10 protein-coding genes are annotated in these 12906 nt (G+C 31.1%); 8 read left to right on the top strand and 2 right to left on the bottom strand.

Features of this window, described 5'->3' with window-relative positions; all coding sequences use genetic code 11:
• The first annotated feature begins 161 nt into the window (after nucleotides 1–161).
• The 7 genes from folP (at nucleotide 162) to cysE (ending at nucleotide 8053) form a co-directional block, all read left to right on the top strand.
• On the top strand, nucleotides 162–965 hold the full coding sequence (gene folP, locus HMPREF1983_RS06410; RefSeq protein ID WP_021753495.1) for a dihydropteroate synthase: 804 nt from the start codon (nucleotides 162–164) through the stop codon (nucleotides 963–965).
• Nucleotides 966–970: 5 nt separating this feature from the next.
• Nucleotides 971–3778, top strand: a complete 2808-nt coding sequence (locus HMPREF1983_RS06405) for a DEAD/DEAH box helicase (RefSeq protein ID WP_021753494.1) — start codon at nucleotides 971–973, stop codon at nucleotides 3776–3778.
• 425 nt (nucleotides 3779–4203) lie between these two features.
• On the top strand, nucleotides 4204–4770 hold the full coding sequence (locus tag HMPREF1983_RS06400) for a DUF402 domain-containing protein (RefSeq protein ID WP_040461218.1): 567 nt from the start codon (nucleotides 4204–4206) through the stop codon (nucleotides 4768–4770).
• Nucleotides 4751–5563 carry an NAD kinase gene (locus HMPREF1983_RS06395; RefSeq protein WP_021753492.1) on the top strand — a complete coding sequence of 271 codons (813 nt, stop codon included), beginning with the start codon at nucleotides 4751–4753 and terminating at the stop codon, nucleotides 5561–5563. Before HMPREF1983_RS06400 ends, HMPREF1983_RS06395 begins: the two co-directional genes overlap by 20 nt.
• An 87-nt stretch (nucleotides 5564–5650) precedes the next feature.
• Nucleotides 5651–6430, top strand: coding sequence for an RluA family pseudouridine synthase (locus HMPREF1983_RS06390; RefSeq protein ID WP_342663634.1), 780 nt, complete (start codon nucleotides 5651–5653; stop codon nucleotides 6428–6430).
• A gap of 193 nt (nucleotides 6431–6623) precedes the next feature.
• Nucleotides 6624–7532 carry a PLP-dependent cysteine synthase family protein gene (locus tag HMPREF1983_RS06385; protein ID WP_021753490.1) on the top strand — a complete coding sequence of 303 codons (909 nt, stop codon included), beginning with the start codon at nucleotides 6624–6626 and terminating at the stop codon, nucleotides 7530–7532.
• On the top strand, nucleotides 7532–8053 hold the full coding sequence (cysE, locus tag HMPREF1983_RS06380) for a serine O-acetyltransferase (protein WP_021753489.1): 522 nt from the start codon (nucleotides 7532–7534) through the stop codon (nucleotides 8051–8053). Before HMPREF1983_RS06385 ends, cysE begins: the two co-directional genes overlap by 1 nt.
• A 209-nt stretch (nucleotides 8054–8262) precedes the next feature.
• Here the strand turns inward: cysE and HMPREF1983_RS06375 are convergent, their stop codons facing one another.
• Nucleotides 8263–10389, bottom strand: coding sequence for a transglycosylase domain-containing protein (locus HMPREF1983_RS06375; RefSeq protein ID WP_021753488.1), 2127 nt, complete (start codon nucleotides 10387–10389; stop codon nucleotides 8263–8265).
• Between the two features lie 6 nt (nucleotides 10390–10395).
• The gene (gene recU, locus HMPREF1983_RS06370) at nucleotides 10396–10971 is read right to left on the bottom strand and encodes a Holliday junction resolvase RecU (RefSeq protein WP_021753487.1); all 576 of its coding nucleotides are present in this window, start codon (nucleotides 10969–10971) and stop codon (nucleotides 10396–10398) included.
• Nucleotides 10972–11139: 168 nt separating this feature from the next.
• Between recU and HMPREF1983_RS06365 the strand changes: the two genes are divergently transcribed.
• Nucleotides 11140–12840: a proline--tRNA ligase gene (locus HMPREF1983_RS06365; RefSeq protein ID WP_021753486.1), complete on the top strand. Its 1701-nt coding sequence runs from the start codon at nucleotides 11140–11142 to the stop codon at nucleotides 12838–12840.
• The last annotated feature ends 66 nt before the right edge of the window (nucleotides 12841–12906 follow it).

Below are 12906 nucleotides of genomic sequence, written 5' to 3'. Positions count from 1 at the left end.
ATTACTAAAATATTTGTAAAATAATATATAGAATAATTTTATAACAGTAAGTTAAAAAAGTAAAGAAAGGGTTGTGTTGATATGTTGTAAAAAAGCGCTCATCTTTATTTTAATGTAGATGAGTGTTATAATTATAAAAAATAAGAAGAGTAGGTAATATAATGAGTAAATTAAGAAAACTTTTAAATGAAAAAAAATATCTAATAATGGGAATTTTAAATTTTACACCTGATTCTTTTTCGGACGGTGGGGATTTTTTTGACGTTAATTGTGCAAAAAAACAGGTAAAAAAAATGATTGAAGACGGAGCGGATATTATTGATATTGGAGCGGAATCTACCAGACCGGGAGCGGTTGTTGTGCCGGAGGAAGAAGAGATAAAAAGATTGGAAAGTATTTTTCCTACATTAAGAAAAGAATTTCCTAATATTTGTTTTAGCGTAGATACCTATAAAGAAAATGTTGCAGAATACATGATAAAGCAAGGGGTGGATATTCTTAATGATGTTAATGGAGCTAAGAATAGCAATATGGCACAAATCGCTGCAAAATATAATATTCCGATTATTGTGATGCACAATGGTGGTGTAGTAGAAACTAAGGAAATAGAACAAGTATTAAAAGAATTGGGAGAAAGTATTGATATTTGTCTAAATGCCGGTGTGAAAAAGGATAATATTATAGTTGATCCGGGCATGGGATTTGGGAAAACTGCGGAAGCTAATTTAACTATCACAAAAAATCTTAGTTTATTGTCTTCTTTGAATTGTGAAATTCTGTACGCTGTTAGTAGAAAAAGAACGACGGATTACATTTTAGGAGGGAATACAAAACCTAAAGATAGAGATGTAGTAAGCACTATTTTATCCATTGAATCATTAAGACGTGGCGCAAGGATAGTACGGGTTCATAATGTAAAAATTATGAAAGAAGCTGTGTTAACTTATGAAAAGATAAATGGATAAAGCATATGAAAAATACTTTTATATATAATGATCATTTGAATGCTAAAAAGGTACTAAGCACATTAGAAAGAGAGTTGGATGGGTGTTCAGAATTTATTTTCAGTGTAGCATTTATTTCAGAAAGCGGCTTAACCGGATTACTTCAAATATTAAAAAATTTAGAAGAAAAAAATATTCATGGAAAAATTTTAACAACAAATTATTTATATTTTAATTCTCCAAAAGTATTGGATAAATTAGCAAAATTTAAAAATATAGAATTAAAAATCTTTGATGTTGAAACTAATAAAATAGGATTTCATACCAAAGGATATTTATTTAAGTATGATGACGGGTGGAGAGTGTTGTTAGGAAGTGCAAACCTTACTATTAATGCTTTAACAACGAATAAAGAGTGGAACACTTTGATAGAAGATGATAATTCTTTAGCTACAGAAATTTTGACGGAATTTAGTAATTTATGGAGAAACGCCACCGATTACACAAGTATACTAAAAAAATATAAAAATCAGTATTTGAAATATAAAATAGCAGATAAAGAAAAAAGTTCTCTAAAGTCAAAAGTTGTAATTCCAAATAAAATGCAGGAAAATTTTATAAGAAATTTTATCAATATACGTAAAAATAACACAAGAGCACTTTTGATTTCAGCTACAGGAACAGGTAAAACTTATGCTGCCGCTTTTGCAATAAGAAATGTAAAGGCGAGAAGGATACTATTTGTAGTGCATAGGGAACAAATTGCCAAAAAAGCTCTTGAAACATTTAAAAGTATTTTTGGGAATACTAAAACATATGGTCTTCTTAGTGGGACTAATAAGAAACTAGAAGTGGATTTTATTTTTTCAACGGTGCAAACTTTATCAAAAGAAGAAGTGCTATCCGGTTTTAGTAAGAAACATTTTGATGAAATAATTATAGATGAAGTTCATAGAGCCGGAGCAAAAAGTTACTTACGAATTTTAGATTATTTTGAACCGAGATTTTTCTTAGGAATGACGGCAAGTCCGGATAGGACAGATGGATTTAATATTTATGATTTGTTTGATAATAATATTGTTTATGAAATAAGGCTTCAAGAAGCATTGGAACAAAATTTACTTTGCCCTTTTCACTATTTTGGGATTAGTGATTTAATCGTTAATGGAAAAGGTTTAGATGATTTTACTGATTTTAATAAACTTGTAACAGATGAGAGAGTAAATCATATTATTAATAAAATAAGTTATTATGGGTACTCAGGAAAGAGGGTAAAAGGTTTAATTTTTTGCTCAACAAAAAAAGAAGCAAAAGAATTATCAGGAAAATTTAACAAAAAAGGATATAAAACTTCTTATTTAACGGGCGATGACAGTATTAAAAAGCGTGAAGAAGAAATTAACAAACTTGTAAGTGATAATGGAGAAATTTTAGATTATATTTTTACAGTTGATATTTTTAACGAGGGAGTTGATATTCCGGAAGTGAATCAGATTGTTATGCTTCGCCCTACGCAAAGTGCGATTGTTTTTGTTCAACAGCTGGGGCGTGGCTTAAGAAAAGCAGCCTTTAAAGATTTTGTCGTTATAATTGATTTTATTGCGAATTATAAAAATAATTTTTTAATACCGGTAGCACTTTCCGGGGATAACAGTTATGATAAAGACAATATTCGTCGTTTTCTTGCTCAAGGTACGAGATATTTGCCGGGGACATCAACAATTCACTTTGATAATATTTCTAAACAACACATATATAAATCAATAGATAGTGTGAAATTAAATACTTGGCATTTAATAACAGATGAATATTTTTCGTTGAAAAATAAACTGGGTAAAATTCCTGCGTATTATGATTTTGATAACAATTTTGATATAAGAAAGATATTTGAAGTAGCCGGAAGTTATTACACATTTTTGTCTAAAAAAGAACCGGAGTATAAGTATAAAAATAAATTAACTAAAACTCAAGAAAATATGTTAAGTTTTATATCAAAAAATTTAATTTTAAGTAAAAAAATAGAGGAATTACAAATATTAAAATTACTTCTAACAAAAACTGAAAATATAGAGCACAGTTTAAAAAAGATAATGTTAAATAGTTATAATAAGTTTATTGCGGACTACGAATTGGAAGTAAGCAAAAAGATATTAACAAATAATTTTGTAACCAGTAGTGTTACGAAAAAAAGATTTAGTGATTGTATATTTTTAAACGAAAAAGAAAAAATGCTGAAAATATCAAAAGAATTTAAAACAGAGTTAAGTTCGAAAATTTTTAAAAAGTTAATTACAGAGCTGATAGATTACGGGATTTATATATACGATGAAAAATATAAAAATAAATTATATAACAATACTAATTTTGTTCTTTATGAAAAATACAGCTTTGAAGATATTTGTAAACTTTTTTCGTGGAGTATTAATTATGTACCTTTAGCAATAGGGGGATATAAATATGATGAACAAACTAAAACATTACCGGTATTTATTAACTATGATATTGATGAAAATTCATTTAATCATGATTATACACATGGTTTCCTTCCTGACAATAGATTTACTTCAATGTCAAAACCGAGAAGAAATCTTAATTCAAAAGAGTGTGAATATTTTTATAATAAGGATACGAAAATTTATCTTTTTATGAGAAAAAACAAAGACGATAAAGATAGTGCAAGAGTATTCTACTTTTTAGGAGAAATGAAAACAATAGGAAGTCCGAAATTAGTGCATAGACAAAAAAGTAAAGATACTGTAATTCAGTTTTACTACAAAACATTAACACCTATAAGAGAAGACATTTATGAATATTTTACAAGAGATAAGGTATAAAAAATACGAATTAAAAAAGTGAAAAAATGGTACTAGTTCCCTAAAACTTAGCCGAGTTTTGGGGGACTATTTTTAATGAAGTTAACAAATAAAATAGAAATATACAAACTAAATAAAGAAAGTTGTACTTATATACAACTATCTGAAAAGTCCCAAATGGTGGGATATATTCTAAAAATCTCGGCTTTTTATCTTTTAAAAATATTTTATTGTCTAACTAATATTGGTAAAGAAAAATTAATTTTTTAACGGAGTAAAGGTTATTAAAATAATTACTTAGAGGCACTTCGGTCATTTATTAAGTGAGAATAACAGTGAATAAAACATTTGAAAAAGTTTAAAAGTGACAAATCTTAGTAGTCTATAAAAGAAAAAATATGATATAATTAAAAGGAAAAAGTTAAAAAATAGTGAAAGGAGGCACTATGTATATTGGAGAGAAACCCAAAAAGGGTGACGTTGTAAAAATAATTGCTTATAAGCATGATGGCTCTATTCATAGAATTTGGCATAAAAATATTGTTCTTGAAGCGGATGAACAAGTTTTAATATTAGCAAATAATAGAACTCTTGTAACTGAAAGTGACGGTCGTACTTGGGTTACAAAAGAAGTGGCTCTTGTGTACTTTCACAATGATTGTTGGTTCAATATAATATGTATGTTTAGAGAAGACGGTGTTCATTATTATTCTAACCTTAGCAGTCCGTTTATCTATGATGTTGATGGAGTAAAGTATATTGATTATGACTTGGATATTAAAAAATATCCGGACGGAAAATATTTTTTACTTGATGAAGAAGAATATAACCAAAATAAAGAGCGTTATAAATATGGGCAAAAAATTGATGAGATTTTGAAATATAATGTTAACAAATTACAAGATTGGATCGATAGAAAACAGGGAGCTTTATCACCGGATTTTGTTAATGTTTGGTTGGAGAACTATGAAAAAATAAAAGGTGAGGTGCAAGATGCTAAAGGGAACATTTAGTGTAGAGATAAGAGATGATGACGTTTCGCAAGAAATAGCTACTAAATTAAAACGATTATTGTTATTTAACGGAATGGAAGAAAGTAAGAAGACACCGGATTATGTATTTATAGTAGGTGGGGATGGGACGGTACTTCGTACCTTCAATAAATATGTTGATATAGTAAATGATGTGAAATTTTTATCTATTCACACCGGACATTTAGGGTTTTATACAGATTATTCCGTTCAAAACTTCGAAAAAATTTTCCATGATATGGTGTCAATTGAACCCGTGATTGACCAGTATCCACTTCTTAGGATTAATGCTTATTGTAAAGATAATAACCTTATAGCCGATTATTATTCACTAAATGAAGTAACCGTTGACAGCGTGACAGGTTCAACTTATGCGGCGAGGGTTTATATTAATGGTGAACATTTCGAAAATTTTCGTGGAGATGGGTTATGTATCAGTACACCCACAGGTTCAACAGCTTATAATAAAAGTTTAGGTGGAGCGGTCATTCATCCGCAAATGGACTTATTTCAAGTAACCGAGATAGCGGCACTAAATAATCTAGTTTATCGAACATTAGGAAATCCTATTATTTTATCAAAAGATGATGAGCTTGTAATTATACCTAATGAGTATGATGATCATAGAATAAGGGTTGATTATATGGATTTTAATTATAACACCGTATCAAAAATAAAAATAACTTTGGCGGAAGACAAAAAAATTTCTTTTATTAGATACAATGACGTTGATTTTTGGAAGAGAGTAAAGAGATCGTTTATCGGAGATGAGTAATTTAATTTTAAAATTTAATGTAGAAGAAAATCAATTGCTTCGTGATTTTTTATTAGCCAATAATATTTCAAAAAAACATTAACTCGCATAAAATTTGATAATGGTGGAAGTATCAAGGTAAATAAAAAAGAAGAAAATGTTCGTTATAATCTGAAAAAAGGTGATAAAGTTGAAATTACACTGCCCGGCGAAAAATTTAGTGAGCAAGTAAGATTTATTGATTCACCGTTTGAGATTGTGTACGAGGACGAATATTTATTAATTGTGAATAAAGAGATTAATCTCCCCTCTATTCCATCACGTAATGAAGAAGACGAATCGCTTTTAGAAAGGGTAAATTATTATTTTAAAGAGCAAAAATATACTACAATTCCGCATATAGTAACAAGACTTGATAAAAATACTTCAGGGTTGGTGTTGATAGCTAAACACAGACATATTCATGCTTTATTCAGTAAAATGAAGATTAATAAGTTTTATTTAGCGCTTGTCTTAGGTAAAGTGGAAAAACATGGAGTTATAGAAGCTAATATAAAACGACAGAAAAAGAGTATAATTACACGAGAAGTGGCAGAAGACGGAGAATATGCGAAGACATCTTTTGAATTGATGAAATATTATAACAAAAAAAATATCAGTTTGGTAAAACTTCAACTTTTTACCGGAAGAACTCATCAAATAAGAGTTCATATGAAGTATATAGGACACTCTCTTTTAGGAGATGAGTTGTATGGAGGGAGTTTGCAACTGATAAAACGTCAGGCATTGCATTGTAGACAGTTGCAGTTTGAACATCCGATAACTGAAAATAAAATAGATATAACTTGTCCTTTACCGAATGATATGGAAAAAATAATAATAAAATAAAATTTAACAACTTGCATTATAACAAATTAACATTGTAAAACTTAATTACAGCAGGTTGTTTTATTAATTATTTAAAAATGTAGTAGAATACGAAAAAATTCAAGCAAACTCTTTATTTTTATAAATGGTTTATGATATAATCATAGTCAATAAATAAAATATTCGTAATTGAAAAGAAAAAGGAGGAAGTTTTATGATAGCGACATCACTAAAATTTGTAGGGGATACACCTGTTTATCAACTAGATAACACAAATATTTTTGTGAAACTGGAAAAGTATAATTTAGGAGGTAGTGTAAAAGATCGTGCTGTTCTTGGAATGTTAGAAGAAGCTATGCGTCAAAATGCAATCAATAAAGATACAATTATTGTTGAACCGACCAGCGGTAATACCGGTATTGCCGTTGCAATTTTAGCTTCAGTTCTTGGGATTAAGGCTGTTATTATTATGCCTGAGAGTATGAGTGTAGAACGTCGTAATATTATTAAGGCGTATGGTGCTCAGTTAATTCTTACACCTAAAGAATTAGGAATTAAAGGTTCTATTGAAAAAGCTGCACAAATTATAGAAAAATACGATAATGCTATTTCATTAAGCCAATTTGATAATCCCGCTAATCCGAATTATCATTACAAAACAACGGCAAAAGAGATTTTGGAGCAAGTTCCGGATATTGATGTGTTTGTAGCCGGTGTAGGAACAGGTGGTACTTTTACCGGAGTAGCCAAGTATTTAAAAGAGCATAAACCTGAAGTTATATCAATAGCAGTAGAACCGGCAGAGTCTCCAGCTATAAGTGAAGGACATGGCGGAGTTCACAAAATTCAAGGAATTGGTACAGGATTTATACCGGAAAACTTTAAAAAAGACTACATGAATGATATATTTACTGTATCAAGTAAAGAAGCTATTGAAGAAACAAAAAATTTCTTAAGAACAACAGGTATAGGGATAGGTATTTCATCAGGGGCGGCAATAGCCGGTGCTAAAAAAGCAGCAGAGAAGTATCCAAATAAAAAAATTGTAACCATTCTTCCTGATGGTGTAGATAAATATTTATCTGTACTTGAATTCGAAGATGTTGTTCATGTAGAAATATAATGAAATTTTTTGAAAATTTACGCTATAATATTAATAGAGTACTGAAAGAGGATCCTGCTGCTAAGTCTAAATTAATGGTTTATTTAACTTATCCCCATATAAAAGCTCTTAATTATCATTTTTTTGCACATAAACTCTATAAGAAAAATCACTACACTTTAGCTAGGGTATTTTCTAAAAGGGCGAGAAGAATAACAGGGATAGAGATTCATCCCGGTGCAAAAATAGGAAAAGGTTTATTTATAGATCATGGAATGGGAGTTGTAATTGGAGAAACAGCCGTAGTAGGCGATAATGTAACCCTTTATCATGGAACAACGCTAGGTGGTACAACTTTTGATCCTATAAAGCGTCATCCAACGGTTGGCAATAATGTTATGATAGGCGCCGGAGCTAAGGTGTTGGGTAATGTAACTATTGGTGATAATGTAAAAATAGGAGCGAATGCTGTCGTTAAACATGATATACCAACAGGGGCTGTAGTATATGAAGCAAGACCGACTGTAAAATTAAAAGATTAGTGTATAGAAAAAAAGGGATTAATTCAAAGTCCCTTTTTTTAGGTATTTTCAGATAAAACAAAATCTACAAGAAGAAATTGTATAATAAAAAAGAAGCCGGCTAGAAAGTTAAAAATTTTAATAAAATTTACTTTAAAGAGCCTTTCTAAAAGTAAGAAAGCGACTTAAAAACTGATTTCTAATGAAATCACGGTTTTTAAGTCGCTTTTTTATCTTCTAGTGTTTCGTTTTGTATTTCTACTGTTAGTTGTTGAATTAGATCCTGCAGTACCACTTATTGAATTAAATGCTGTGGTAAGAGAAGATCTGCCGTTTCGTTCATTTTCAGCAGCTTTAGCTTGATATACTGCATCACGGTTACTACCGGCGTACATATAATCTGTTTCCGTGTTACGTTCTTTGGAGTATTCAACACCGTTTTTAGTAACAATACCGGCAGGTTTTTCGAAAGGAGCAGGTGCTTTGTTGTCCGAAACTTTTTTCATTATATCTGCCATTATTTGTTGTGTTGTTGCTGCATGAGCGGGAGAAAGTGCTTTAGCTGCGGAGTCCACTGTATCTGCACCTTGCCAAACAGAAACGGTGTATTCTGTAGAATATCCGATCATCCAGCTATCTTTGGTTGAGTTTACTACATCAATTCCATAGTTATGATATGCACTATCGTCAAAGGTACTTGATCCGGATTTACCTGCCATATCAAAGTTTTTAACTTTACCGTTCGGCGATGTACCGTTGTTTGATAATACATCTTTCAGTATTGAGGTCATAAGGTAGGCGGTTTCCTCCGACATTGCTTTTACCGGTTGTTCTTTCATGGATTGCAGTTCTCGTCCGTTAGCATTAAATATCTTCACAACCGTTGATGGTTTATTGTAGTATCCTTTATTACCGAAACTTGCGAATGCTCCTGCCATTTGTAACGGAGAAACTCCGTCAACGTTACCACCAATAGCGGTGGTCGGCTCATCTTTTGAAACGGGAATGCCTAATCTTTCGGCGAAGTGTTTAGAACGTTCGAAACCAACTCTTTCAAAGGCTCTAACTGCCGGTATATTATATGACCAAGATAAAGCTCGACGCATAGAAATATTTCCGTGATAGGCTCTATCCCAGTTTTGAATATAGAAATTTGTTCCGGCTATTTTATAAGGTGTATCTGAGAATGTAGTTTGACTGTCCCAACCATAGTACTCAATGCCGGGTGCATAGTCTACTAGCGGTTTAATTGCAGAACCGGGTTGAACTTTTGCATCCGTTGCATAGTTATAACCGCCGGCTTTATAATTTTTACCTCCGCCGACTGCTTCGATTAAACCGGTTTTTGTATCAATAACTGATATTGCGGCTTGAGAAGCGTGTGGTTTCATTGGAGCGCGTTGATTATCTAACATATCTTGAACATAAATTTGAAGTTCTGAATTAAGGTTAGTGTAGATTTTTAAACCTAAAGAAAAAGGATCTTTAACATTTTCAAAGTTTTTATTCTCTTTTAATTCTTTATTTAATAAATCTATATAGGCAGCATATTTAGGGTTGTATGTATGCTGATTGGCTCTTTCTTCTTTTGTTTTGCTGACTAGGCCTTCAGTTATTGGAGTATTTATCGCTTTGTCGTATTCTTCTTTTGTTATTTTGTCATTGTTTAACATAGCGTACAAAACGGTGTTACGACGTTTTGTTGCATCTTCCGGATAATCATAAGGATTATATAGGATAGGTTGTTGAGGAATACCGGTTAAAAGTGCTATTTGCGGGATAGTAAGCTCATTCAAGTTTTTGTTATAAAAATATTTTGCTGCTGTTTTTATTCCGTATTGTCCGTCAGAGTAATAAATTTTATTAAGATACATCTCAAGTATATCGTTTTTGGAATATTTGTTTTCCAGTTTTAAAGATAGATAGGCTTCTTGAGTTTTTCTTTCTAATGACTTTTCTGCTGTAAGTAGAGAAGTTTTAACTACTTGTTGTGTTATTGTACTGGCCCCTTCACGTGCGGAGTTTGAACGAACATTAACAATGACGGCTTTAATCAAACGTATAGGATCCAAACCGATATGTGAATAAAAGCGGGAATCTTCAGTAGAAAGCACAGCATCTTTTACGTTTTCCGGAATGTCGTTAATGGATACATAATCTCTTTTTTCTGCACCGACGGTTGCGATTAAGTTAAGGTTTTTATCATATATTTCCGACGATAGCGGATCTTGAAGATTTGCTCTTGTTATATCAGGTACATCTTTAAGTTCTTTAGCAAAAAATGCCAGAACAACAAAAAATAAAATTAAGGCTAATGTAAAAAATATTGAACTAATATATTTAAATATGTTTTTCATTTAATATTAAAACTCACTTTCATTATTTTTTATAATACTTAAATAATCTAATCTAATTTTGTAGTGGAAAGTTAATTCAAATCCGTTTTCCTCGAATTCGACTAATTTTATAGATTTTCTTCCGCCATTTATCGCTCTTTCATAAAAAAACAGAAAATTTTTAAAAGGAAGAAGAAAAGTTCTATCTATTTTTTTAAATCGTACAATAATAAATGTAATACCACCATGCTTTAATATTTGTTTCATATGAATAATTTGATGTTCATGAATATTGTTTAAGGAAAAAGATGTTGTTGAGTTAGTTTCTTTAGCTTCAAAATCAATATACTTTCCATTAAAAACACCATTATAATCGGTAGTAGACGGTATTTTATAAAATGCTTTTGTAATCATTGCACTTGCCCGATTTGGATAATTGACCTCTACTATTTGGATAGGTATCGGTTTTTTGTGGATGACGGCAACATTATTATTTAAGTAATATTTATTCGCAAAGTTAATATCACTTTCGAGTTCCATTCCACGATTGGAATATTTAGTCTTCTGAACGAAATTATTTTTTTTATTTGGATAGTTAAACATCTTAATTCTCCATAAAATTATTATCCTTTTATTATACTATATAATTTTAATAAAAGAAAATGCTATATATAATTTTAGAAAAAATTTTAAATTTTATAATATTGTGAGCCAATATCCAACTTTTATGATATAATAGTATTAATTTTAAAATATAAGAGGTGGTATTACATGAGACAATCAAGAACGTTTATTCCAACGACAAGAGAAGTACCATCCACTGCAGAAGCAATTAGTTATAAGTTGTTAATTAAAGCGGGGATGGTTAAGCAAGTATCTTCTGGAGTTTATACTTACTTGCCGCTTGCGAATAAAGTAATTCAAAAAATAGAAAAGGTAATTAGAGAAGAACATGAAAAAATCGGTGCTTCAGAATTGTTAATGCCGATCCTTCAATCAGAAGAATATTGGAAAGAATCTGGACGTTGGTACAAAATGGGTGACGAGCTTATGCGTGTTACAGATAGAAAAGGTGCGGGATATGCCCTTAGTCCAACTGCAGAAGAGGTGATTTGTCAAACTGTAAATAACATGGTGACATCTTATAAACAACTTCCGGTAAATTTATATCAATTTCAAACTAAATTCCGTGATGAAATTCGCCCCCGTTTAGGACTTTTGAGAACAAAAGAATTTATAATGAAAGATGGTTATACATTCCATGATACTCCGGAATCATTGAGAAAGTCTTATAACGATTATTATGGTGCGTATAGTAAAATTTTTAGTAGATTAGGTTTAAAATATCGCATAGTAAAAGCGGACTCAGGAAATATTGGCGGTAGCTACACGCACGAATTTCAAGCATTAGCGGAAATAGGAGAAGATACAATTGTTTATACCGAAGAAAGTGACTATGCTGCAAATATCGAAACTGCCGTTGTTGTAGAAGAAAATTATAAAATGCCGACAGGTTTTGAGAGAAAAGAACGTGAATTGTTAGAAACACCTGAACAACAAACAATTGATGCGATAGCTGCATACTGTGGAGTTGAAACTAATCGTGCTATGAAAGCTCTGGCACTAAAAGCGGATGGCGAATATTATTTAGTTCTAATGCGCGGAAATGATCAATTAAATGATCTTAAATTTACGAAAGCCACCGGTACATCAGAAGTAGAAATGGCTACCGAACAAGAAATAGAAGAAATTATGGGTGGTTATGTAGGTTATATGGGGCCATTCGGTATTAAAAACTGTAAAATAATCGGCGATAATGCAATTAAATATATGTATAATCACAGTTGTGGAGCGAATAAAAAAGGATTTCACTATATTAATGTAAATCCCGGCGATTATCCTATTGATGCGCATTATGATTTGCGTATGATTGAAGAAGGAGACTTGGCAGAAGATTTATCAGGTCCAGTAAAATTTGCCAAAGGTATCGAAATAGGGCAAGTGTTTGAGCTTGGTAAAGGTTATTCAGAGGCGATGGATGTAACTTACCTTGACGCTAACGGACGTGCAAATCATTTTTACATGGGTTGTTACGGTATTGGTGTAACACGTCTTATTTCTGCAATTATTGAACAACACAATGATGAAAAAGGTATTATCTGGCCATCAATCGTTGCACCATATCAAGTACATCTTATTTGTATAGATACTAAAAAAGCTGAACAAATAGAAGTTGCGGAAAAATTATACGAAGAATTAACAGCTGCCGGAGTAGAAGTTCTTTATGATGACAGAAATGAACGTGCGGGAGTTAAATTTAATGATGCCGACCTATTAGGTATGCCTTTGCAAGTTATTGTAGGTAATAAAACAAGCGAAGGTTTAGTAGAAATAAAAGAACGAAAAACACTGGAAAAACAAGATATATCTGTGGCAGACGTTCTAACCGCTGTGAAAAAGTTTTTTAAATAATTACTGAAATAAAAAAGTAGCTGAATGGTGAAAAAGTTATATATTTATATACAAAATATTTTTTGT

Source organism: Gemella bergeri ATCC 700627, from assembly GCF_000469465.1.
GTDB classification, from domain to species: Bacteria; Bacillota; Bacilli; order Staphylococcales; family Gemellaceae; genus Gemella; species Gemella bergeri.
The sequence above is the reverse complement of the archived record's forward strand: the minus strand, read 5'-3'. Positions and strand labels throughout refer to the sequence as shown.